Source organism: Streptosporangium nanhuense, from assembly GCF_059358815.1.
Genome location: NZ_JCADBG010000017.1, coordinates 101,069 through 124,827, shown reverse-complemented (window position 1 = coordinate 124,827; position 23,759 = coordinate 101,069). Strand labels below are relative to the sequence as shown.

Sequence of the window (23,759 nt, the reverse complement as noted above, 5' to 3'; positions counted from 1 at the left end):
TGGCTATACATAAAACGTCGCGAAAAATCGGATCCGCGTATAGTGTCGGACCGACGGTGAACGGGTCGGGGGCCCCGTGGAGCGAGGAGTCCACCATGACCATTCCCCCCGAGGACGTTCCGGCGACGCGCGTGGATCCGTCCTTCGGCGACGTCCCGGCGACGCGCAGGGACCCGCCCATCGGCGCCGTTCCGGCGACACGCAGGGACCCGCCTCCCGGCGCCGCGGAGACGCGGCGCGACGGGCCGCGCCCCGCGGTCGCCGCGTGGGGCCTCCCCGAGTCGCTCGCGGCCGAATACTCCTTCGTACGGCACGTCGAGACCGCGGGCGCGGAGGCCGACCTGATGGTCGTCGCGGACGCGCGCGGCGAGGAGTTCGTCGTCAAGCTCTACCGCCCGGGATTCCGCGCGGACCGCCGGGTCTGGAGCCGGGTGCGGGAGATGCGCACGACCCACATCGTGCGCATCCTCAGGACGGGCGACGACGGCGGCCGCGACTTCGAGCTCCAGGAGTTCGTCCCCGGCGGCACCATGGCCGACCTGCTCGCCGACAAGGCCCCCTGGCCCGCCGACCTCGTCGCCGAGGCCGTCCGGCAGCTGGCCGAGGCGCTGGCCGCGCTGCACGAGCACGACATCGTCCACCGCGACCTCAAGCCCGCCAACGTCCTGGTGCGCGCCTCCCGGCCGCTGGACCTCGCCCTGGCCGACTTCGGGCTGAGCCGCGGCATCGAGACCTCCCTCGTGTTCGGCACCTCCTCCAGGACCACGGCCTACGCGCCCCCGGAGTCCTTCAGCGGCGCGGTCTCCCGCCCGTGGGACTGGTGGTCGCTCGGCATGCTCACCCTGGAGATGGCCGTCGGGAGGTCTCCGTTCCAGGGGATGACCGAGAGGGCCGTCTCGTACCACCTGATGAGCAACACCATGGACGTCGGCGGCGTCGCCGACCCCCGGCTGCGGCTGCTCTGCCGCGGGCTCCTGCTGCGCGACCCCGCGGCGCGGTGGGGGGCCGAGCAGGTCACCCGGTGGCTGGCGGGCGAGTCGCCGCCGGTCCCCGAGGACGTCGTGCCCCGGGACGAGGGGGCCGTGCGGCCGCTGCCGTTCCTCGGCGAGCGTTACACCGCCCGCGGCCTGCTGGCCCGCGCCATGGCGACGAACTGGGACGAGGCCGCCCGCCGCTACCTGGTGAGCATGGGCACCCCCGAGCGGCCCAGCGAGGGCTGGCGGGCGCTGCGCGACTGGCTCAGGCAGTTCGACGACCCCGAGCACGACGACGTGGAGGGGCTCCAGGATCTCCTCGACCACCGCCTCACCGCTCCCCTGCCGCCCGACGTCAAGCTCCTGCACCTGCTCCACTGGCTCGACCCGGACCTGCCGCCCATCTACCGCGGCATGGCGGTGACCCGCGAGAGCCTGCTGGAACTCGCCCTGTCGGCCCTGGCCAGGCCCGGGGAGGGCGGACCGGCGATGGGCGACCTGTGGGGACACCGCCTGCTGCCCGTGCTGGCGAAGCTGACGGGCCACGAGGACCTGCGCGAGGTGGACGAGCGGTGGCGCCGGCTGGAGTCCGGCTTCGGCCCGCTCGCCGACCGGGTCGCGGCCGGCGCGGGCACCAGGCGGGCGGGCGGCGCGATGTTCGACGAGGTCCCGGTCCGCAGTGCCCTGCTGGCGCTGGCGATCGACGAGGAGGCGGCCTCGGAGGTCCTGCGTGGCGAGGTGCGGCGGGCCAGAACCGCCATGCCGGTGCCCGTGCCGTGGTTCGAGGAGCTGGCCGCCTCCGGAGACGTGCTGTGGCTGCTCGCGGCGTACCTGTCCTCCGGGGTCGCGCGGGCGGCGTCCGAGGGCGAGCGGCACCGCCTGGAACAGCACGAGGCCGCCCGGCAGGCCGGTGAGCGGCGCTGGCGGGAGATGGAGGCCGAGCGCGAGGCGGGGGTGCCCCGGGCACTGGGGTGGGCCGGCATGTCGCTGCTCTGCTTCTCGGTGCCCTGGGTGCTGTTCCTGATCCCCGTCACGAGCCCCGGCCACGAGTGGCAGCTGGGGGTGATGCTGCTGATCTGGCTGGGCGTGGGTGGCGGGGAGGCCGCCGTGGCCACGAGCATCGGGAGCCAGTACCACCCCAGATACTCGCTGCTGCGGCCGCTCGGCCGCGTCGCGGCGGGCGCGAGGGGCCCGGCCGAGGTGCTCAGGGGGCTCGGCGACCTCGCCTCCACCGGGTGCGGTGGATGCCTGGTCGCAGTGATCGCCTTCGGGTTCTTGGTGTTCCTCGTCGTGGGCGTCGCCGGCGCCCTGGTGCAGTTCATGATCCTGCCCCTGGGGGTGGCGGTCGCCTACGCGGTGTGGACCTACCGGCGCGTGCACGCCTGGCGCGGCGAGCTGGAGCGCGCACGACGCACGACCACGGGAGAGAACAGATGAGCGGTGAGGTCTTCGTCGTCGCCGAGGTCGCGGGGGTGGCGGCGGTCGTGGCCGCCGGGTTCGCCGCCCGTACGGCGCTCGCCGGCACGACCATGGCGCTGGACGGGGTGGCCGCGCTCGGCGACCACATGAACGGCGTGGTCGCCAGGGCCGAGGAGGCCCACAGGTCGGCCTGCGCGTGGTCGGCCGTGGCCTCGGGCGTCCTCGACAGGAACGCCCGGCTGGCGGTGCTCGCCGAAGCATGCGCCCGCGCACCCGCGGGCGAGGCGGCCGGGCTCGCCGCGCTGCTGCCCGAGCCCGTAGCACCGGAGGGCCGCGATCCCGGGGAGCTGCTGCGCTGGTGCGGCGAGGCCGACGAGCTGATGCGGCGGGTGGACGGCGAGCTGGAGGCCCTCACCGCGCGGGTCCTGACCGAGGCCGTCTTCGGCGACCTGGCCGCGGCCCTGGGCGCGGCGCTCCCCGGCGGCTCGCCCGGCTCCGCGCGGGAGCTGGCCGAGGCGCTGGCACGCCACCCGGCGGTTCCCGAGGCGTGGCGCGGGCCCGCGGCGGCCGAGGAGCTGGCGGGCACGCTCACCCGCGTGCTCGCCCGGCTCTCCCCGCACGTCTCCCGCGAGGACCGGGAGGCCGTCCGCGCCGCCGCCCTCTCGGTGGCCGCGGCGGCGGGGCCGGTGGAGGCCCGCACCCGCGTCGTGGACGTGCGGCACCGCGTGCAGCTGGCCAACGCGGCGGCCACGGCCGGGCGGGAGGCTGCCGTGGAGGCGGCCAGGCTGCTCCAGGCCCTGCAGGCCGACGCCCCCGAGGGGGCCGGTCAGCCGTTGCGCGCCCAGCTCGCCGACGTCGTCGCCGGGCGGCGCCGCATGGACGCCCGGCTGCGGGCCGAGGCGCGCGCGCAGTGCTCGGCCGCCGTGGCCGCCGCCGACGAGCGCCATGTCCGGCGGAGCCTCCTGGACGCCCTGGGCGGGCTGGGATACCGGGTCGACGAGGGCTTCGAGACGCTGCGCCCGCTGCGGCTGTCGAAGGACGGGTGGGACGAGCACGCGGTGATGCTCGTGACGGGCGAGGGCGGCGAGGTGCGCTCGATGGTCGTCAGGACCGTCCCCGCCTCCGATGCCTCGGACGCCTCCGACGCCGCGCACGAGAAGGAGTGGTGCGACGCCTTCGACCAGGCCCGCGAGCGCCTGGCGGACCAGGGGGTGGCGACCTCGCTGCGGCACCTGGTCCCGCCGGGGAGCAGGCCGGCGCCCACGACCGGCGCCGGAAAGGCCCGCCCCGCACAGGAACGGGCCGGGCAGGAGCGCAAGACCAGGAGCAGGGAGCGCCCGTGATGACGACGCCGCTCGCGGGAGGGCCCGCGTTCGCGCAGGAGCTGGACGCCACCCTGGCCGTCCAGTCGCACTACGTCCTGTACGGCAACCTCCGCGACCACTTCCTGGTCCGCCCGGCCGGCGGGCCACCGCAGCTGAGACCGCTGCGGGACCTGCTGTGGGGGGTGCTCGAACCGAACGGCCACCGGTGCATGCTCACCTTCGACCTCGTCGACGGCCTCGGCGTCCACCCGCAGACGCCGGAGGCCGCCGCCGCGGCGTCGCGGCTGCTGGGCGGCAGGCCGGGCGGGCAGCCCCCGTCGCTGGCACGGCTCCGCACGGACCTGACGGCCTTCGCCAGGCCGCAGCCGCAGCAGTCGCGCCGGGACGGAGGCGGCACCGGGGAGGGCGAGGGCGAGGGGCCGGTGCGGGCCGCGATGGTGGTCGACTACGCCTCCCGGCTGGTGCTCAGCCCCGAGCACCTCGATCCCGCCGAGCGCGACTTCTTCCTGTTCTGCCTGAAGCTCTCGCGGACGGCGACCCCACTGTTCGTCCCCGGCTCCGGGCGTCCCGGGCCGCTGTACAACCCGGTCGTCTGGCTGGTCGACCGGGAGCAGGACCTGCCGTCCTGGTTCACCGCGGGAAACGAGCGGGTCCGGCCCATCGGGGTGCCCGCCCCCGACTTCGGCGACCGGCAGGAGACGGCCCGGCTGCTCGCCGGGTCGTTCAGCGTGGGCGACCCGGCGAGCGGGGTGTGCGACGCCTTCGCCGAGCAGGCCGAGGGGCTGACCCTGCAGCAGATGATCGACGTGACCCGGCTGGCCCGCGACCGCGGCCTGGCCTTCGAGCAGCTGCCCGACGCGGTACGCACCTACAAGCTCGGCGTGCTCGACAGCCCGTGGCGGCGCGGCTTCCTGCGGCGGCGGATCGAGGCGGGCCAGAGAAGCGTGCCCACCCGGATCGTGGGCCAGGACGCGCCGGTCACCAAGACCCTCGACATCCTCAAGCGGGCCGCGCTGGGCCTGTCCGGCGCCCAGGCGGCGCAGTCGTCGTCACGGCCGCGCGGGGTGCTGTTCTTCGCCGGGCCGACCGGGGTCGGCAAGACCGAGCTGGCCAAGGCGGTGGCGGCCCTGGTGTTCGGCGACGAGTCGGCGTACCTGCGCTTCGACATGAGCGAGTTCTCCGCCGAGCACGCGGGAGACCGGCTGATCGGCGCGCCGCCCGGATACGTCGGGCACGAGGCCGGCGGCGAGCTGACCAACGCGGTGCGCCAGCAGCCCTTCCGGGTCGTCCTGTTCGACGAGATCGAGAAGGCGCACCCGCGGATCCTGGACAAGTTCCTGCAGGTCCTGGAGGACGGGCGGCTCACCGACGGGCGGGGCAACACGACGCACTTCTCCGAGTGCGTGCTCATCTTCACCTCCAACCTCGGCGTGGTGGGCGCCGAGGGGGCCCTGGTGGAGCCCGGCATGCCGTACGAGCAGATGGAGAAGGTCGTCAGGGCGGCCATCGGCGACCACTTCAACCGGGTCCTGGGCAGGCCGGAGCTGCTGAACCGCTTCGGCGACAACGTCGTCGTCTTCGACTTCATCGGGCCCGGGGCGGCGGGACGGATCTTCGACCTGCAGCTCGCCAACATCCTGCGGGCGGTGAGCGAGCAGCACGGCATCGAGGTGCGGCTGAAGGAGGAGGCCAGGGAGACGCTGCGCGGGTGGTGCACCGCCGACCTGGAGAAGGGCGGGCGCGGGATCGGCACCGCGCTGGAGTCGTTCTTCGTCAACCCGCTGGCCAGGGCGCTGTTCGACCTGCCGGAGGGCCACACGGAGGCGGTGACGGTCGCGGCGACGCGCCGCGACGGCCCCACGGTCACCCTGGAGCTGCTGTGACGAGCCTGCTGCTGAACCGCTGCCACTACCCGGTCACGGCCCTGGGGCCCGGCGTGCGCGCGGGGATCTGGGTACAGGGGTGCACCATCGCCTGCCCCGGCTGCGCCTCCCGCGACACCTGGGACCCCGATCCGGACAGGGCCGTCGCCGTGGAGACGGTGATGGGCTGGCTGTCGTCGCTGCGCGGCCCGCTGGACGGGATCACGATCTCCGGGGGTGAGCCGTTCCAGCAGCCGGAGGCGGTGCTGGCGCTGCTGGGCGAGATCCACCGCTGGCGCGGCGGGCGGGAGGTCGACGTATTGGCCTACTCCGGCTACACGTTCGCGCGGCTGCGCGCCCGGCCCCGCCTGTCGCGGGTCGTCGACCTCTGCGACGCCGTGATCAGCGGGCCCTACGTGCGCGGGAAGCCCGACGGCGGCTGGCTGCGCGGGTCCGCCAACCAGGTGATCAACCCCGTCACCCCGCTCGGGCGGGCCCGCTACGGGCGCGAGCCGGAGGGTGCCCCTCGCATGCAGGTCAGCGTCGAGGGACGCAACGTCCACCTCATCGGCGTACCCCTGCGCGACGACCTCGACCGGGCGGCCGAGCTGGTGCGCGCGTCGGGAGTGGAGATCGAGGAGGCCTCATGGCGGATCTGAGCTGTTTCTACTGCGGGGAGGCCGTGCCGGACGGCGTCCTGCTCTGCCCGGCCTGCGGCGGCTCCCAGCTGAGCGGGGCGACCGGGAGCGGGCCGCTGCCGTCGCCCTCGCCGTCGCCTTCGGCGCCTGCCGAGGCGGCCGACGCGGCCTGCCCGCGCTGTGGGGCCGAGATCCCCGATCCGGACAACCTGGTGTGCGTGGGGTGCCTGGTCCCGTTCGACCGGCCCCGGCCCGCCGCACCGGCGGACGAGGCGTCCGGAACCCGCAGGGACGTGCCGCGGACCCTGCTGCTGGTGTTCCCCGGCGGCCGGGTGCTCGTACGGCCCGGCGGGTCCGCGGTGCTCGGCCGCGCGCCGGACGGGCCGCACGCCGCGGTGTTCGGCGCGGCCGGAAACGTCTCCCGGCGGCACGCCGTCCTGGGCGTCGAGCCGAACGGGGCCGCGTGGGTCCTCGACGAGGGCTCCGTCAACGGCACCTACGTCAACGACGTGCCCGCCGGGCCCGGCGTCCGCACCTTCCTGCACGACGGTGACGTCCTGCGCCTGGCCGCCGACGTGGTGGCGACGGTGAGACTGACGGAGCGGTCCGATGGGTGACCGGCTGGTCGCGACCGCGATGACCCACCGCGGCGCGGTCCGCGACCGCAACGAGGACGCGCTGGCGGTGGCCGGGCTCGTCGCCGTGGAGATCTCCATGACGGAGCCGCTGACCTGTGCCGTCTCGCTGAGCGCGCCCCTGGTGGTGGCCGTCGCCGACGGGCTCGGCGGGCACGCGGCGGGCGAGGTCGCCGCGGGCCACGCCGTACGGGCGCTCGCCCGCTGGTCCGGGCCCGCGGAGGACCCGGAGGCGCTGGAGGACCTGGAGGCGCTGGCCGGGCTGGTCAGGCGGATCGACCGGGAGGTGACGGCCCGGGGGCTGCGCGACCCGGAGCTGTCCGGGATGGGCACCACCCTCGCCGGTCTGCTGTTCACGCCGGACGGCACCCTGTGGTTCAACGTCGGCGACTCGCGGGTCTACCGGCTCGACGACCGCTACCTGGGACAGCTGTCGGTCGACGACTCCCCGCTGGCGGCCGAGCCGGGCGCCCAGGCGCCGCCCACGCACCTGGTCACCCAGGTGATAGGCGGCGGGGACGGCGACCTGGACGTGCACGGCGGCCACGACATCCGTACCGGACGCTGGCTGGTCTGCAGCGACGGCCTGAGCGACCTGGTGCCCGTCGGCGCGATGGAGGAGGCGCTGGCCGGGGCCCGCGACGACACGCACGCCGTGAAGACGCTCTGGGCCCTGGCGATGAACGCCTCCGGGCGCGACAACATCTCGATCGTGCTGGTACGCCGCGAGGAGGAGACTCCCCGGGACGGCTCCGGCCTCCCGTCCGGCCAGGACGCGCGGGACACCCCGCACGAACCCGCACACGACCCGGCACACGACCCGGTACAGGACGCGCCGGTGGACGCCGGAGACACGGCCGCGGCCGGGACGACGACCGCGAGGAGGCGGACGTGAGCGTGGAGGAGACCGTCGCGAAACTGCGCGCCCGGCTGGCGGCGCTGCCCCCGGACGCGAGCCCCGCCACGCGCGGGAGACTGCTGTACGAGCTGGGCGACGCCCTCGCGACGCGCGTGCGGGGCGGCGACCCGGGCCTTCTGGACGAGGCGGTGGACGTGCTGGCCTCGGCGTCGGAGCTGCTCGGCCCGCGGGCCGCGCGGCCCGCCTTCCTGCACGGCGGCATGCTGGCCTTACGCCATCTGGCCTTCGACGGTCCCGCCGCCGACCGTGACGGCGCGATCGCCGTGCTCGAAGCGGTTCTCGACGGGACGCTCGACGAGGCCCCGGGGAACGTGCCCGGTCCCCCGGCCGATCCCGGCCTCGGCGGCCCGCGCGCCCACGGGACGCCGGACGCCCCCGAAGGGCCGCGCACCCCCGGGAAGCCTCGCGGTTCCGGGAGCCCGCGCACCTCGCGGGACTCCCACACCCCCGAAAGCCCGCGCGGCTCGCAGAACTCCCACACCCCCGAGCAGAGCTCGCACGCTCCCGGAACGCGGGGCGGTCCCCGGGACGCCGGGGGCGTCCGGCGTCTCGGGGATCTGATGCCGCTGGGGCCCGGCGACACCCGGGCGGCCCGGTTCCTGGCCGGTCTCCTGCGCCTGTTCCGGATCGTGCCCGCGCAGATGCGCGGCGGAGGACCTCCCGACCTCGGCGCCGTCATAGGCGCGCTCATGGGGGCGGGAACGCCGGGTCTCGACTCGGCGCGGGACGTGACGGCCGCGGTGGAACACCTGTCCCCGCTCGCGGCCGACGAGGGCGCGCCCGCCGAGCTCAGGGCCCACGCCAATGGGCTGCTGACCCTCGCCGCCCTCATCCGGGGGCTGGGCGGGCTGAGCTCGGGGCGGGTCGACTTCGGCGAGATGCTCGCCGCGGTCTCCCGCGCCTCGGCACTGATGCGCCCGCCGGCCACCGACCCGCGGGCCGCGGCGCTCACCGCCCTGCTCGGCGCGGCCGACCTGCGCCTGGACCCGGAGCCGGAGAAGATCGACGTGGTCATCGAGACCCTGAGCTCGGCCGTCGAGCGGGGGGACGAGGACGACGTCCTGCTGCCGATCCTGCTGCGGGAGCTGGGGCTCGCGCACGCCATGCGGGCCGAGCGGACGGGGTCGGACGCCGACCTGGACGCCGCCCCCGAGTACCTGGAGCGGGCGCTGGAGACGATGCGTCCCGGCCACCCGTTCCACGACGAGACGCTCAGGCAGGTCGGCGGGGCACTGCTGAGCCGTACGGCCTTCCGGCCGACGCACGGCGGGGTGGAGAAGGTGATCGAGGTCGCCCGGCGGATCGAGGCCGGGAGGCGGGACGCCGCCGACCCCGCCGACCGTGCGAAGGACCTCTTCCTGCTCGGCATGGCCGAGCTCCTGCGCGCCGAACAGGACGGCGGCCGGGCCGGTTTCCAGGAGGCCGTCGAGACCCTGAAGGGGGCCGCGGCCCTGATCCCGGCCGACGACTCCTTCGCACCGCTGATCGTCGGCGTCCTCGGCGCCGCGCTCAGCGACCGCCACACCTTCCTCGGGCGCCTCGAGGACGCCGACGCCGCCCGCTTCTTCCTCACCCACGCCCACCGGGTGATCGCCCTGCAGGACGTCGCCGGACAGGACGCCTCCGGCCGGGATCACGCGCCGGGAACGGTGTCCGGCCCCGTCGGCCGGGACCGGGACCTGCTGGCGCTGCGGATCGTCATCGGGCTGACCGGCGCGGTCCGGGCCATGCACGTCCGCGACCCGGACGAGCTCGACCGGGCCGTCGACCTGATGGGCGAGACGCTCTCGGCCGTACATGAGGGCCACCCCTGGCGCGGGCGGGTGACGGGCATGCTCGGCGCCGCCCGGACGTTCCGGGGCGCGGCCCGGAACGACGGGGCCGAGATCGAGGCCGGGGTCGCGCTGATGATCGAAGCGGCCGAGACGGCCACCACCGACCCGGCCGACCGCCCCGCCCTCCTCGCCAGGGGAGGGATGGCCTGGCTGATCCGGGGGCTCTCCGGCGACGACCGCGGGTTCGACCGGGGCATGGAGCTGCTCGGCAGGGCCGAGGGCCTCCCCGACGTGCCCGCCGGGCTGGCTCCCCGGCTGGAGTGGGCCATGGGGATCGCGTACCGGCTGCGCCACGAGCGGCTCGGCGCCGCGAACGACCTCGGCGAGGCGATCGCGCACCTGGAGCGCGCCCGCCGGGAGCTGGAGGCCGGGCGGACGAGCACCGCGCTGGCACCGGTGCTGGAGGAGCTCTCGGGCGCCTACCGCGCGGCCGGCCGGGACGGCGAGGCGATCGCGACCGGCCTGGCCGGGCTGCGCGCCCGCGCCGACGACGTGCTGCTGCAGGCGGAGCCCTCCCACGGCCTGACCGTGGCGCGCGGCGCGGCGGACGCGGCGCACCGCGTCGCGGGCTGGGCCCTGGCCGGCGGCCTTCCCGCCACCGCCGTCGAGGCCCTGGAGCTGGGGCGCGGCCTGGTGCTGCACGCCACCGCCGGCGGCACCGGCCTCCACGACCTCCTCGCCGGACGCGGTCACGCCGACCTGGCCGCCGCCTGGGCGGCCGCCCGCCCGCCGGGAAGGTGGGAGGGCCCGCGCGGGCCCGCGACGGGTGAGGGCGTCCCCGGCGAGGGGACCCCGGACGGGCGGACGGCCGAGGAGCTCATGCGGGCGGTGGTGTCGTCGGACCCGCCGGACGAGTTGCGGCAGGCGGTGCTCGCGGTGCTGCGCGACACGGGCGCGTACACCGAGCTGCGTTCGGCGCCCGAGCCGAAGGAGCTGGCCGCGGCGATGGGCGGGCTGGGCGTGGGCTCGCTGGTCTACCTGCTGCCCGGGTACGCCCTGATCCTCGGCTCCGACGGGGAGCTCGTCCCGGTCGAGCTGCCGGAGTTGCGCGCGCAGGGACCGGTCGCCGACTACGCGGCCGCCCACACCGCGTTCCGCGCCGTCGACGACAAGGGCGGCGAGGAGGGTAAGGCCGCCAGGCGGCGCTGGCACGGGGAGCTGCGGCGACTGTGCGAGTGGGCGTGGACGGCGGCGATGGCGGGCCTGCTGGAGAAGGTGCCGCCCGGTCGCGTGGTGCTCGTCCCGACCGGGATGCTGGGCATCGTGCCCTGGCACGCGGCCGTCGCGGACGACGGGAGCCCCGCGCTGTCGCGGGCCTGCTTCTCCTACGCCGCCTCCGGGCGGCAGTTCGCCCGTGCCGCGGCCCGCGAGCGGCTCCCGCTCGGACGGTCGCCGCTCCTGGTCGGCGACCCCACGGCCGACCTGCGCTGGTCCGGCGAGGAGGCGCTGGCCCTGCGCGACGCCTTCTACGAGCAGGCCGTCTCCTACGGCCGGTTCGACGGGGCCGAGGGGCCCGGCACCCCGGCCGAGGTGCTCGCGGGGCTGGCGTCCTCCATGGCGCACCTGGCCTGCCACGCGGTCTCCGCCGATCCCCCGTCGTCGTCCCACCTCGTCCTGGCGGGCGGGGAGCGGCTGACGGTCGGGGAGATCCTGGGGCGGCGCCCGCCCGACTCCCCCGGCGGGCTGGTGGTGCTCTCCAGCTGCACGAGCGACCTGTCCGACCGCGACCACGACGAGACCCTCACGCTGGCGACCGCGTTCCTGGCCGCGGGCGCGGCGGGCGTGGTCGGCTCGCGCTGGCTGCTGCCCGACGACCCGCGGACCCCCGCGCTGATGTTCGCCTTCCACCACTTCCTGGCCCGGGACCCGCGTGACACCGCGGGCGCCCTGCGCGCGGCCCAGCTGTGGATGCTGGCCTCTCCCCCGCCGAGGCTGGAGGGCATGCCCGCGGAGATCGCCGACCGGCTCGACGACCTCGACACGGCGAGTCCCGTCGTGTGGGCGGCCTTCACCCACCACGGAAGATAGGAGAGCGGGATGCCCGACGACGACGATCTCGTCACCCTGCTGGTCGGCCGCCTCGACGAGCTGCGCGAGAGGCTGGACGAGGCGGTCTGGGCGCGCGTCCGGGCGCTGCTGCACCGGATCGCCGCGGAGCCGGACGAGTCCGCGGGCCGGGTCTGGCCGACGCTGCTGGAGCTGGTGCGGACCTCGCTGCCGGTGGGCCACCCGCTGCGCAGGGCCATCGCCGCCGAGTTCGACGACTACCGCGCGGGACCCGCGACCCGGGAGCTGTCGGCCACGCTGGAGCGGCTCAGGGAGATGCTCCCCGACCTCGCCGAACTCGACCTCGACGACGAGATCCGGGGGGTACGGGAGAGGCTGCTGGCCGCGCCCTCCCTGCCCCCGGAGGAGCTGCGCGCGGCGGGGGTCGACCCGGACCTTCCCGGCCTGCTGCGGTTGCGCCGCGCCGACGGCACGGTGTCGCTTCCGGGCTTCCAGTTCGGCGCCGGACACGTCCCCCGCCCCGTCGTCCTCACCGTCAACGGCGTCCTCGGCGCCGAGACGGACCCGTGGGGCGCGGCCGACTGGTGGCTCCGGGGGAACGCCCTGCTCGGCGACGTACCGGCCCGGCTGGTCGGCACCGGCGGGGCGGCGGGGGAGAACGACCGTCTCGTCGTCGAGGCGGCCCGGGCACTGCGAGAGGAGTACTGACGTGCCCTACCGGGAACCTCCGGCCGACCACGTGGGAGCCCCGCACCGGACGCTCCTGCCCAGGGGGACGCTGCTGTGGCGGGTGCACGACCGGGCCCGCGCGTGCGACGAGTTCACCCGCCTGCGTCCCAGGCCCGGCCTGCGCGGCGGGCGCTTCGACGGCACCGCCGACGACCGCTACGACCACTGCTACCTGGCCTACGGGCAGAGCACGGCCCTGGCCGAGTGCCTGCTGCGCTCCGTCGCCTTCGACGACGACGGGCTGAGGCTGCTGCCGTACGAGACGGTGCGCGAGCGGCGCCTGTCGCTGGTGGAGACCAGCCGGGAGCTGCCCCTGATATCGCTGTCCAGCACGCCCGCGCTGGCCGCCGCCGCCCAGGACGAGTGGCTGATCCAGGCGCAGCCGACGGAGTACGAGGCGACGCGGCGCTGGGCCCACTGGCTGCGCCGGGTGGACCCGACGGCCGCGGGCCTCGACTGGATCTCCCGCCGCGACCTGCCGCACCGGAGCATCGTGCTGTTCCGCGACCGGTGCGGCTCCCTGCCCCTGTCCCCGGCCCCGCTCCACGTCGACCTCGACGGCCCGGAGGGGCTGGCGTGGCTCAACGTGGTGCTGCGGCCCTACCGCGCCTACGTCACGCCACCGTGGGACGCGGGACGCAAGAGCTGACGTCCCGCGCCCGCCCTCCCCTTCCCGGACAGAGACCCCGGAGATCCCGGAGACCCCGGAGGTCTCCGGGGTCAGAGGAGGCCCGTCAGGAGCACGACCACGAGGATCACGACGCAGACGACGACGCCGGCCAGGAGCAGCGAGGCCAGGTCGGAGACGACGAACCGCCGGAAGGCCTCGGACCGGAGCCACGCGGGCCGGCGGCGCCGCAGCCACGCGAGCCACCCGCCCGCCCCCCGGGCGGGCGGCGGCTCGAGCGCCTCCCGCAGGTCGTCGGCCACGGTGTAGACGCCGTGGTCCAGGCACCAGCGGCGGACGATGCCCCGCTCCAGATGGGCGCGCATCGCGTGGTCGCCGGTCGCGTCGGAGACGGCGATCAGGGCGATGACCACGGCGCTCGGGACCCTCGGGTCGCCCGCCCACCTGAAGACCAGCCGCTGGAGCCGGGGGTCGGCGCGGTCGTGCATGACGACCAGGCCCAGCAGGGTGGTCAGGCGCGGCACCACCGTCGCGGGGTCGTACCTGGTGAGCTGCGGGACGAACCAGCGGTGGCGCCGCAGCACCCCGCGGGCGGCGGCGGTGTCCCGCGCGGTCGGCTCGGGCCCGCGCGCCGCGATCGTCTCGATCAGCTCCATCACCCGGCGGAACTCCTCGGCCCCGCGCGCGTTCGCCGCCTGGTCGAACAGGGCGGGCAGGTGCCGCGGGCGCGGGTCGCCCCGGCGCGCCGCGCCACCCGGCAGCGGCGGCGCCGCACCCGCGCGTCCCGCCGCCACCGGGGAGCCGGGGCGGCCGGGGAAGCCGGGGAAGCCGGGGCGGCTCATGGAGCGCGTCCGGCGCGTCCCCTCATCGTCGTCATCCTCCGCACCGCACCCGTCGAACCCGTCATCACGAACATCCGCACCACGCCCACCGAACCCGTCGTCGTGGACGTCCGCACCGCGCCCGCCGAACCCGTCATCACGAACATCCGCACCGCGCCCACCGAACCCGTCGTCACGGACGCCCGCGCCGTACCCGCCGAACCCGTCATCGCGCCCGTCGAACCCCTCGTCGCGGATGCCCGCGCCGTGTCCGGCGCGCCCGTCACCGCCGGTGTCCGCGCCATGGGCACCGGCCCACCCGGCCACGCGCTCACCCGCCCGCCCGCTCGTCCACCCGTCGGCGTCCTCGTCCACGGGCCCCGCCGCCCACTCGCCGGCCCACTCACCCGTACGCATACGGTCGGCCGCGTGCCCGCCCGGGCGGGGGAAGAACTCCGGCAGGTGGTCCGCCAGCGCGCCGATCCGGTCGTCGAGGCGGTCGCGGCCGGCGCGCGCGCCCTCCAGCCTGCGTCCCAGCTCGGCGCCGCCGAGCTCGCGGTAGGCGGCCACCAGCCGCTCGGCGAGGCCCTCGACCCCGTCGCCGGCCGCGCCGGAAGCCCCGGGAGACCCGGGAGACCCGGGAGACCCGGGAGACCCGGGAGATCCGGGAGATCCGGGATCGTCGAGGTCGCGGGGGCGGACGACGTTCTCCGAGCGCATGACGGTGGGAGGGGCGGTCGCCGTCTGCCCGGGAGAGCCGAACACGACGTGCGGCAGCGTCCCCGTCTCCGTGCCGTGGCTTCGCGGCTCGTAGGTGGAGAAGGACCACCGCCACTCGCGCCGCCCCTCCAGCAGCGGTCCGGCGGTGTGCAGCAGGCCCCACAGGAGGGTCGCCTGCGGGCGCATCAGGCGGCGCCCGCCGGTCTCCTCCCGCGGCAGGATCACCGTCATCGGGCTGGACGGGTCGCGGAGCAGCGCGGCCACCAGCGGGACGAGGCCGGGTTCGTTCCGGCTCAGCTCCTCCAGCTGGGCCCCGGCTCCGGACCTGCCGTCGGGGAGCTCGCCGGGGGCGAAGGACGGCAGCCGGTCTCCCGGCCACACCGCCCCCAGCTCGGCGGGCGTGACGTCCCGGTAACAGATCGTCAGCGCGGTGGCGGGGGGCAGCATGCTCTCCGGCCCGATGAGGGCGCGGGTCACCAGGGCGTGCCGCTCGGCGGTGCCGTTGTGGATGGGGGTCGCGTCCGGCATCCAGGACCGCCACAGCAGCGCGGCGAGGCCGTCGTCGAAGACCTTGTAGACGACGCTCGTGGCGGGCGCCCCGCTCATGTCCGTGCGGGGCGCCTCGGGCAGGCGGGCCAGCGGGAGCAGCAGGGAGGACCAGCGGCGCACCAGCCCCTCGCCGTCCGACGAGGCGATCGGCGCGAAGTCGGCGTGCCCCCAGGGCCCCTTCGGGGTCCAGCGGAACTCGATCTGCTGGACCCGGTCGTGACCGTCCACGTCACACCCCCACCCTCTGCGCCTCGTCGCCGCTCAGCACCCCGGTCATGGCCAGGAGCGCGGCCAGCGGCCCGAGCACCCGGCGCGGCGACACGCCGCGCGGGTAGACTCCGTCGGCCCCGGACCTGCCGCCGGGGCCGGTGGCCGAGACGACGTGCAACGTGGCGCGCGGGCACTCCCGGTAGGGCCTGGTCCAGGCCTGCGCCCCCCTGGCGTGCAGGTACGCGTAGACGTCGGCGCTCTCCTCCAGCGAGGCGTCCGCGTCGAGCCCGGTGACGTCGCGCCGCAGCCACAGGGCCACGGGGTCGTCGAACCGCACCAGGTCCGCCTTGTTCAGCACCACGGCCGCGCTCACCCGCGGGAGACGGCCGGACACCGAGAGCAGGTCGAGAACGGTGTTGAACGTCGGGTCGCCCACGCGGCGGGTCGCCTCGTCGGCGAACAGGTCGGGGTCGGCCACGAAGATCAGGCCGTCGGCGAGGTCCAGGAAGCGCTTGGCCTCGTCGATGCTGGTGAGCTCGCCGCCCGCGACGTCGAACAGCGCCACCGGCTGCGGTTCGCGGCCCTTCTCGCCGATCAGGAAGGCGTCGACGAAGTTGACGACGCGCTCGCGCGTCGGGGGCAGCACGGCCGAGCGCGTCAGGAAAGGCTCGACGTTGCTCGCCGTGTAGTCGCCGTGGATCGCCAGGTCGACGGGGACGGTCGTCACGCCGAACGCGCCCAGATCCTTGATCGCCCCCACCATGGCGGTCAGCAGGTGGGTCTTGCCCGCCTGGCTGGTCCCGACGAACCCCAGCACCACGGGGGTGCCGTGGCGCCCGTACGCGGCCGGCAGGAAGTGGCGGTCGGTCTCCTCGGTGGGGTTGGGACACTCGACACGCGCGTTGATCATGGCGCGGGTGCGCTGCTCGGGGCTGGCGGCGGCGGGCACCTCCAGGGGCACGTACGCCGAACGCCCGGCGTCCCAGCGGAAGAGCGGCAGCTTGTGCCAGTCGAGCCTGGACAGGCAGATCGGGCACGTCACCTCCCGGCCGCGTGTCTCCTCCCGCGCCGCCCCGGGGGCCTCGTTCGTCTCGCTCACGTACGTCTCTCCGTGGTCGGAAGCGGGGGGCGGCGGGGGCGCCGGCCAGAGGTTGGCCAGCCGCTTCAGACGGCCGCCGAGGTCGGTGGCGGACAGCACCGCGTGCTGCCCGAGCGTCTCGCGCAGCCCGCGGGGGCCGGAGTCGGCGTACGCGGTGACGAGCCCGATGGCCATCCGCCGGTGGAGCGGGTCGGGCGGGGGTTCGGCCGCGCCCTCCTCGAAGCGGGCGAAGACCCCGGGCCCCGGGGGCCTGGGGGTCGTCCCGCTCCCCCGGGGCTCGTACGTCGTGAAGGAGAGCGACCACCGTTCCGCGCCGGCCACGCCCGTGGTGAGCAGGCCGAGGATCTCGCGAAGGCCCCACAGCACGCCGTAGGGCGTGTCCTCGTGGGCGTCGGCGCCCACCGGGGGGACGACCGCCTCCGAGGCTCCCGACAGGAACCGGGTCAGCAGCGACACGAGCCGCTCGCAGGAGCGGCCGGAGCGGGCGAGCCGGTGGAGCGCCTCCTCCTCCAGCTGCGACGCGGCGAGGTCGGCGGCCATGAGTCTCGGCATCGGGGCGGGCAACGGCCCGCGTGCCGGCACCCAGCTCGCCCGGTGCAGCCGCAGCGCGAGACCGGCCGTCAGGGTCCTGGCGGGCCCGACGAGCACGTGCGCCGCGTCGCGCCCGTCGGCGGCGCCCGGCAGGCGCCTGACCAGCGCGGCCTGGTCGGCGAAGACCGCGTAGAACAGGCTCCTGGACGGGCGCCCGTCGCGCGGGGAACCGGCGGGAGGCGAGTCCGGGGAACCCAGCCACGGTTCGAGCCTGCGCTGCCACAGGCGGGTGGACGCCCGGCCGAAGAACGAGGTGCCCGCCAGGGTGAAGGCCGATCCCGAGCGGTGGAAGACCAGCTGGTCGACGGCGGTCCGCGCGCTCACCGGCTCACCCCCTTTCCCGGAACGCGAGGAGCAGGGCGAGCAGTCCCAGGAAACGGCCCAGCCCGCGCCTGGCCCTGCGGCCTGAGGGGGCGGGGCGCTCGGCGGGCGGCCCCGGAGGGTCCTCGCGCCGCACCTGGGAGGACTTGCGCTCGCGGTGGGTGAAGAAGTCGGCCCTGCCCCGGGCCAGGAGCGGGTCGCCCCCGGCTCCGCGCGGCACGGGATCGGGCGCCCTCAGCCGCTCCAGCAGGATCTCCCGCGCGAGGGGGCGTTCCTCCGGGGGTGCGAAGACGCCGCTCAGCGTCTCCTCCAGCTCGGGTGTGCCGCTCAGCTGGGCGCGGTCGGTCAGCTCCTCCTCGGTGAGCACGTAGTAGATCACCCGTCCCGCCGCCCAGATGTCGTCCCGCTCGGTGACCGGTCCCGACACCCGGCCGGCACGCTGCTCGGGCGCCGCCCAGGGGAACGCGCCGACCGCGGAGCGCGGGGTGCCGACGAGGGTGGCGAGGCCGAAGCCGGTGATCTGCGCGGCGACGCCGTCCCAGCGGACCCGGTCGGGGTCGAGGCCCCGGTGCGCGATCCCGGCGGCGGCCAGCCAGCTCAGCCCGGTGAGCAGGCCGGTCTGGAAGTCCCGCCGCTCCTCGTTGAGGAGCCGGCCCGCGTGCGCGCGGGCCGGCTCCCCCCGGTAGGCGTGCAGCAGCGCGAACGGCTCGGCGGAGTCGGCCTCGTAGCCGATCAGGCGGCTCAGCTCCGGTGGGTACGGCGCCCGGCCGGCGAACCCGGCCAGCCTGAGCCCGGCGAGGATCTCGTTGTCCAGGCACTCGTAGCCGGTCGCGCGGTCGTCGCCGGAGACCGTGATCCGCAGGACCTCGCGGGTGCCGCCCTCGGTCTCCTCCCGCAGCGGGGTCGCGAGCAGCGGCACGCCCGGCAGCGGCGCGGGCGCGGCCAGGGGCACCGCCCGCGACTCGATCCGCCGCCCCTGGACGTCGCGGTAGGTCAGCCGCCGCTCGGGCGGGTCAGCGGTCATCGGGAGGATCCTTCCTCGATCGGGTGTGCGCCGCTTCCGCGCTCACCGGGTGTCGCCGGCCCGCTCGCCGCCGTCGGCCGACCACTCGCGCCTGACCGCGCCGGAGCGCACCGGGACCAGCCGCATCGATCCGGCGTACGGCCCGGAGACCCACCGGGTGTCGGAGGGGAAGCCGCGGCCGGCGGCGTCGCCCGTCCAGGGGGCGAAGCGGAGGGTGGGAGGGTTCACGACGCCGGTGTCCAGCAGGGAGAGGTCGGCGGCGGCGCACAGCTGCCACATGGTGTCCCGCGGGTCGTGCCCGGCCGCGGCCCGGATCTCCGCGAGGTCGTCGTCGGAGCGGCCGGGCCACCGGGAGCGCTCGGAGCCGGCGAAGGGCGGCGGGTCCAGGGGGCCGTGGCCGGCGACGTGGCCCTCCCAGACGTCGAGGAGCCTGCCGGTCTCGGCGCGCGCCGACTCCTGGTGTCCAGCGGCGCTGCCCGCCGACAGGACCTGCCAGCGAGGTTCGAGCGCCCGGCGGACGAGGTCGGTCAGGTGGGCGCCGACGACCGGGGAGAGCCCGGTGCCGGACCCGCGGCGGCGTGTCCCGGGCCCCTCGCCCGGGTGTCCGGTGAGCGCCTTCACCCGCTCGCCGAGCCCGTCGGCCACGCCGGCGATCGCCGCGCGGGCCCGGGTGATCGCGTCGGCCGTCTCCAGCCTGGCCGCGCACCGCGACCACTCCTCGGCCGCCACGACGCCCACCAGGGTGGTCAGCGCCTCGGCCGCGTGGGGGGCGCCGTTCAGGCCGGTCGCCAGGCGCCACTGCACGACGCGGGTCCGCCACGACAGGCACGCCGCGATGACCGCGACCGCGACGCCGACCACGAACGCCCCGGCGGAGACGGCCACCGGCGGCTCCAGGAGGCCGCCCGCCGCCAGGCCGATCGCGGTGCCCGCCGGCGCGGCGGCGGCGTTCAGCGCGATCCCGCCCCGGTGCCGGGCGGCACCCGGGACCCGTACGACGCTCATCGCGACCAGCACCGTCCAGAACGCCGACACGGCCACGCCCGCGACGAGCCCGGTGACGCCCCCGGCGATCGAGGCCGCGCCCGCGGCGAGCAGGCCCGCGAGCGGCAGCCAGGGCTCGGGGGGCGGGGGCGGCGCCGGATTCCCGAGCCGGTCGGCCAGCGCCTTCGGGCACGCCTCCTCGATGCGCGGGACGTGGGAGCCGCTGCCCTTGGGGCTCACGTCACGCTCCAGCCGCCGCAGGTTGTCGCGGAGCCTGGGCAGCGTCTCGCCCCGGGCGAGGCTCTCCGCGACGTAGCCCTCGACGGCCTCGCCGAGACCGTCGGTGACCCCGGTCGTCCGCGGGGCGGGCAGGAGCACCCCGTGCTCGCGCAGCGTGTCGCGCTGGGCGGGGGTCAGGCCGCCGGGGGCGTGGGCCTCCGCGAACAGGCGCTCCACCAGCTCGCGGTGGCGGCCCAGCTCCCGCCCGGCGTGCACGACCCGCTCGGCGGCCCGCGCCGCCGCGCCGGGGGCGAGCATCGAGAGCGGGGAGGCCAGTTCCTCCAGCGCCTGGTCGGCCTCCTCCGCGGCCCTGCGGCAGCGGTCCTCCATCACGGCCTGCCTGCCGGAACGGTCCATCGGCACGAGGTCCCGCGCCGGGGAGCGGTAGCCGTCGAACGTGTCGGCGGGGGCCGCGGTGTCGGGGGAGCCCGGCCCGAGCAGCCGGGTCAGCGCCGCGGCGAGTTCGGAGAGGAACCCGGAGTCGTCGGCGGAGGTGCCGACCAGGCGCAGGCCGGGGCTGGCCACCCCGCCGGGCACGTGGCCCACGAGCTCGCACACCCGCTTGAAGATCGGCCTGATGGTGAGCACCCCGACGAGCGGGTGGAGCCCCGAGTCCTCCGGCCCGGTGTGGATGGTGGCGGCCGAGGCGGCCGCCATCGGCCAGTCGACCCCGGTCCGGTCGCCGACCCAGATCACCCCGGTGCCCTGCCCGATCGTGCCGGGCAGCCGCAGGACCTGCCGCCCTGCCGCCGGCGGGCCCACGGCCACGCAGAGCATGTCGTCGATCCGCTTGGCGGTCAGCAGCGTCTCGTACGCCCTCTCGTGGTCGAGGAGCGCGTGCGCGTCGTCGATCACGAGCAGGAGGGTGAGATCGGGCTTGGAGCGGTCGTCGAGCAGGTTCCGGCAGGCCCGCACGGCGCCCGTCGCGTCCTCGCCCCGGAGGTCGTGCACGACGACCTTGCCGGCCCCGGCCTGGGCCGCGCTCACCGCTCGCCGCTCCTGTCGCCGTTCCAGCGCTGCACGGCGGTCTCCAGGCTCCGCAGGGTGGCCCGCATCGGCGACTCGATCCCGGCGAAGCGGTGGTCGAGCGCCGACTCCATCGTCCGGGCCCAGAAGCCGCGGTACTGCTCGGCCCGGGAGCGGTTGGCCGTCTCCGGATCCTTGAGGATCTTGTCGAGCCGGGCGGCCTGCTCGGTGGCCAGGCCGCGGACGATCAGGTAGAGGTCGTCCGGCGGTTCGGGCTGCCCGGCGAGGTCGCGGGGCAGCTCCTTCATGAGCTGGGCGCAGAACTGCCCCCTGATGTCGGCGTTGTCGGCGAAGGTCCACAGCTCGTACGCGCGCAGCAGGCTTCCCCAGGAGGAGGCGTTCTCCATCGGGGTCAGGCCGAGCGTCATCGTGACGCCGCCGCGCAGCTCCACCCTGATGCGCCGGGGCGAGGCCGGGTCGCCCTCCACGCCGACGCGGCCGTTCCACATCGCGCACAGCAGGCGGTGCAGGACCTCCACCCGGTGCTCCTCGCGGGTGATGAGGTACCCGAAGTCGTAGCCGGTGCGCTGGCGCCAGCGCAGGTAGTCCTGGGGCTCGGGGTTGGCCAGCGCGTCGGCCCACAGGCGCAGCACCTCGCGGACCTCCCTGACCTCGGTCACCCCCATGGAGGTGCGGAACAGCACGACCGCGATCGACTCGGCCTCGGTGGGCTTGAACTGGTAGGAGATGCCGGGCCCCGCCGGGAGGTTGAGCGCCCCCTTGAGGTAGCCCTCGATCGCCGGGTTGGGCGCCCCCGCCGGGTAGGAGACGAGCACCTTCAGCGGGCCGCCGCCCTGGGGGGTGAACCCCGCGGGCACCAGGCCGGCCAGCTTGCCGCGGAACTGGCCCAGCTCGTCCTCGGCGAGGACGCCGTTGCCGAACCCGGCCGCCTCCGACAGCAGGTCGGCCAGCTTGGGCAGCAGCGGCCCGTGGCCTGGTTCGGCCGAGCGCAGGAACGTCTTGACCTCCCGCTTGACCTGCTCGCGCAGCAGCGACACGCCCTGCTGCGGGTCGTTCTCCTCCCAGCCGAACCGGTAGGCCTCCCGCCACCCGTGGGGGCCGATGAGGAGCGCGAGCAGGTCGGCCTCGGTGGAGTTGGGCTGCAGCTGCCCCTCGGAGACGCGCCGCTCCAGCATCTGGCGGACGACCCTGCGGTAGAACTGCTCCATGTCGCCCCCGCCCGCGGGCAGCATGAAGGAGACGCCGACGCGGGGGCGGTAGAGGTCGTCGGCGCGCTTGGCGAAGCGCTCGGCGTCCTGGCGGGCGTACTCGCTCAGCACGTCGGTCAGCCGGGTCAGGCCGGTGTCGACCTGGTCCATGACGCGCCGCCACCGGGGGGTCTGGGCCGCCCAGGGGCGGCTCCACACCAGGTGGGTGCGCCACCCGTACCAGATGTTCTGGTAGTCGCGGGTGTAGGTCGGCGCGCTCTCGGTCCACTTGACCTTGACGAGGCCGAAGAAGCGGTCGCGCATCGGCGGGGCGAGCGGCGGGACGTCGCCCATGCCCTCGGGCGCGGCGGGCTCCTCGGCGCGCCTCCTCATCAGGCCCCACGCGCCCATCCGGTCGACCTCGGAGGTGGCGTACGAGCTGCCGAACAGCACCCGGCGGACGTGGAAGACGTCGAGGTGGGTGAGGAGCTCGTTCAACGCCGCGCGGGGCTCGAACTTCGTCACCATCTGCGGCACCTCGCGGTTGAGCCGCTCCTCCAGCTCCCGCAGGCTCCAGCGCATGCCGTCGGCGCGGTCGTTGAGCGCCACGGCCACGTTGCGGGCCCCCTTGACCGGCGGGGGCTCGGCGAACGGCTCGCCGCGCCGGGCGAACACCGGGTGGATGCCCGCGGCGGTGAAGAACGCCTCGATGTGCTGGCGGTTGACCTCGGTGTTGCCCAGCGGTACGGACAGCTCCTGCACGGCGGTGCGCAGCAGCCGGCCCGCGACGATGTCGGCCAGCTCGTCCACCGGGACCGTCAGCGAGGCGACCAGCGCCGTGGACACGCCCCTGTTGCCGATGCCGTTCTCCGCCGGGACCTGCCTGTCGACGCTGGCGTTGATGAAGCTGTCGGCGAAGGACTGGTGCAGGTCGGTACCCTTGCCGCTCTCGCCCTGGTCGAGCTCGGTGCTGATCAGGGAGAGCACCAGCGACACCACCGCGCGGTGCAGGTCCTCCGGCTCCGCGCCCAGCGGGCGGGAGAACAGGAAGCCGGTCTGCACGGTCGACGGGGCCAGCTTGACGCGCCCCTCGAGGGGGTAGTGCACGGCGATGTCGTCGGGGTCGACCTTGCCGCGCGTGTCGTTGCTGTGCAGGTCGCGCTCGGCGTCGCCGCCGTTCTGCTGGTCGACGAGCCGGAAGACGTCCAGCAGGGCGCGCCCGGAGTTGAGCTGGGCGGGCCGCCCGCCGCCCATGCCCTCGGGGAAGGCCGACGGCATCAGCACCAGCGGGTAGATCTTGGCCTTGAGCGTGTTGTCGGCGAACACGCTGCCGATGAGGTGGAGGTAGTCGTAGAAGATGCCGGCCCCGGTGCCGCCCGCGACCGAGAAGGCGACGAAGACGTCCACCGCCTCGGGCGGCTGCCCGCCGAGGGCGTAGAGGTCCTCCCCCGACCTGGCCAGGTTGCCCACGGCGCGGCGCAGGTCGCGCACCGCGGGCGTGACGCCGTCGCGGAAGGTCTCGAAGAGCGCGGCCCTGCCGACGGTCGGCAGCTGCCCGGCACCGCGCTGCAGCGGGGCGACGCGGGGCTCGCCCTCCTTGGGGGGCAGCCAGTTCTCCACGACCTCCCCCGCCGAGAGGCGCAGGCTGAGCGCGACCTCGGGGTAGGTCTCGATGCGCGGCACCAGGTCGCGGACGTAGTGGGCGTTCAGGTGGACGGCCGGCTCGTGCTGCGCGCCGGGCACGACGCGGCGGGGCAGCCGGTCGAGGTCGGCCTGGTTGACGTCGGCGTAGACGAACTGCGCGCACGAGGGCAGCTGGTAGGGCAGCATGTCGGCCTGGCCGCGCCTCCTCATGAACTGCGTGCCGTCGGGGCCGCACAGTTCCTCGCGCATCCTGCGTTCGAGCTCGGCTCCGATGCGGCAGCCCGTGCCCCCGAGCCCGACGAACAGAACCGGCTGATAGAGCTTCATCGTCACTGCTGAACGTCCTCTTCTCGCGTGTTCCGATCGCTTACC

General features: G+C 75.8%; 14 protein-coding genes. 9 read left to right on the top strand and 5 right to left on the bottom strand.

Annotation, left to right across the window (positions count from 1 at the left end; translation table 11 throughout):
- Positions 1-95: 95 nt before the first annotated feature.
- The 9 genes from AC5L38_RS29495 to AC5L38_RS29455 are packed head-to-tail and all read left to right on the top strand — an operon-like array spanning position 96 to position 12,992.
- Positions 96-2,411: a protein kinase domain-containing protein gene (locus AC5L38_RS29495; RefSeq protein WP_495246091.1), complete on the top strand. Its 2,316-nt coding sequence runs from the start codon at positions 96-98 to the stop codon at positions 2,409-2,411.
- Positions 2,408-3,736 (top strand): hypothetical protein, encoded by a 1,329-nt coding sequence (locus tag AC5L38_RS29490; protein ID WP_495246090.1) that lies wholly within the window; start codon positions 2,408-2,410, stop codon positions 3,734-3,736. Before AC5L38_RS29495 ends, AC5L38_RS29490 begins: the two co-directional genes overlap by 4 nt.
- Positions 3,736-5,601: an AAA family ATPase gene (locus tag AC5L38_RS29485; RefSeq protein ID WP_495246089.1), complete on the top strand. Its 1,866-nt coding sequence runs from the start codon at positions 3,736-3,738 to the stop codon at positions 5,599-5,601. Before AC5L38_RS29490 ends, AC5L38_RS29485 begins: the two co-directional genes overlap by 1 nt.
- Entirely contained in the window at positions 5,598-6,239 is a 642-nt protein-coding gene (locus AC5L38_RS29480) for a 4Fe-4S single cluster domain-containing protein (protein ID WP_495246088.1), read from the top strand. Before AC5L38_RS29485 ends, AC5L38_RS29480 begins: the two co-directional genes overlap by 4 nt.
- Positions 6,227-6,835, top strand: coding sequence for an FHA domain-containing protein (locus tag AC5L38_RS29475; protein ID WP_495246087.1), 609 nt, complete (start codon positions 6,227-6,229; stop codon positions 6,833-6,835). The genes AC5L38_RS29480 and AC5L38_RS29475 overlap by 13 nt, the downstream gene beginning before the upstream one ends.
- The gene (locus AC5L38_RS29470) at positions 6,828-7,748 is read left to right on the top strand and encodes a PP2C family protein-serine/threonine phosphatase (protein ID WP_495246086.1); all 921 of its coding nucleotides are present in this window, start codon (positions 6,828-6,830) and stop codon (positions 7,746-7,748) included. The genes AC5L38_RS29475 and AC5L38_RS29470 overlap by 8 nt, the downstream gene beginning before the upstream one ends.
- Positions 7,745-11,635 carry a CHAT domain-containing protein gene (locus tag AC5L38_RS29465; RefSeq protein WP_495246085.1) on the top strand — a complete coding sequence of 1,297 codons (3,891 nt, stop codon included), beginning with the start codon at positions 7,745-7,747 and terminating at the stop codon, positions 11,633-11,635. Before AC5L38_RS29470 ends, AC5L38_RS29465 begins: the two co-directional genes overlap by 4 nt.
- A 9-nt stretch (positions 11,636-11,644) precedes the next feature.
- On the top strand, positions 11,645-12,322 hold the full coding sequence (locus AC5L38_RS29460) for a hypothetical protein (protein ID WP_495246084.1): 678 nt from the start codon (positions 11,645-11,647) through the stop codon (positions 12,320-12,322).
- 1 nt (position 12,323) lies between these two features.
- Positions 12,324-12,992 carry an RES family NAD+ phosphorylase gene (locus tag AC5L38_RS29455; protein WP_495246083.1) on the top strand — a complete coding sequence of 223 codons (669 nt, stop codon included), beginning with the start codon at positions 12,324-12,326 and terminating at the stop codon, positions 12,990-12,992.
- A 71-nt stretch (positions 12,993-13,063) separates the two neighbouring features.
- On the opposite strand, the gene AC5L38_RS29450 is transcribed toward AC5L38_RS29455, so the two are convergent.
- Genes AC5L38_RS29450 through AC5L38_RS29430 form a run of 5 tightly spaced genes read right to left on the bottom strand, consistent with a single transcriptional unit; the run spans position 13,064 to position 23,714 of the window.
- On the bottom strand, positions 13,064-15,289 hold the full coding sequence (locus AC5L38_RS29450; RefSeq protein ID WP_495246082.1) for a hypothetical protein: 2,226 nt from the start codon (positions 15,287-15,289) through the stop codon (positions 13,064-13,066).
- A 1-nt stretch (position 15,290) separates the two neighbouring features.
- Entirely contained in the window at positions 15,291-17,285 is a 1,995-nt protein-coding gene (locus AC5L38_RS29445) for a TRAFAC clade GTPase domain-containing protein (RefSeq protein ID WP_495246081.1), read from the bottom strand.
- Between the two features lie 4 nt (positions 17,286-17,289).
- On the bottom strand, positions 17,290-18,306 hold the full coding sequence (locus AC5L38_RS29440) for a protein kinase family protein (protein ID WP_495246080.1): 1,017 nt from the start codon (positions 18,304-18,306) through the stop codon (positions 17,290-17,292).
- Positions 18,307-18,348: 42 nt separating this feature from the next.
- Positions 18,349-20,556: a hypothetical protein gene (locus AC5L38_RS29435; protein WP_495246079.1), complete on the bottom strand. Its 2,208-nt coding sequence runs from the start codon at positions 20,554-20,556 to the stop codon at positions 18,349-18,351.
- The gene (locus AC5L38_RS29430) at positions 20,553-23,714 is read right to left on the bottom strand and encodes a tubulin-like doman-containing protein (protein ID WP_495246078.1); all 3,162 of its coding nucleotides are present in this window, start codon (positions 23,712-23,714) and stop codon (positions 20,553-20,555) included. The genes AC5L38_RS29435 and AC5L38_RS29430 overlap by 4 nt, the downstream gene beginning before the upstream one ends.
- Positions 23,715-23,759: the final 45 nt, after the last annotated feature.

What these genes read in the sequence shown, in the direction of transcription:
- AC5L38_RS29440 (WP_495246080.1), bottom strand. Translation starts at nt 18,306, where the DNA reads ATGACCGCTGACCCGCCCGAGCGGCGGCTGACCTACCGCGACGTCCAG.
- AC5L38_RS29470 (WP_495246086.1), top strand. Translation starts at nt 6,828, where the DNA reads ATGGGTGACCGGCTGGTCGCGACCGCGATGACCCACCGCGGCGCGGTC.
- AC5L38_RS29460 (WP_495246084.1), top strand. Translation starts at nt 11,645, where the DNA reads ATGCCCGACGACGACGATCTCGTCACCCTGCTGGTCGGCCGCCTCGAC.
- AC5L38_RS29475 (WP_495246087.1), top strand. Translation starts at nt 6,227, where the DNA reads ATGGCGGATCTGAGCTGTTTCTACTGCGGGGAGGCCGTGCCGGACGGC.
- AC5L38_RS29430 (WP_495246078.1), bottom strand. Translation starts at nt 23,714, where the DNA reads ATGAAGCTCTATCAGCCGGTTCTGTTCGTCGGGCTCGGGGGCACGGGC.
- AC5L38_RS29485 (WP_495246089.1), top strand. Translation starts at nt 3,736, where the DNA reads ATGACGACGCCGCTCGCGGGAGGGCCCGCGTTCGCGCAGGAGCTGGAC.
- AC5L38_RS29495 (WP_495246091.1), top strand. Translation starts at nt 96, where the DNA reads ATGACCATTCCCCCCGAGGACGTTCCGGCGACGCGCGTGGATCCGTCC.
- AC5L38_RS29490 (WP_495246090.1), top strand. Translation starts at nt 2,408, where the DNA reads ATGAGCGGTGAGGTCTTCGTCGTCGCCGAGGTCGCGGGGGTGGCGGCG.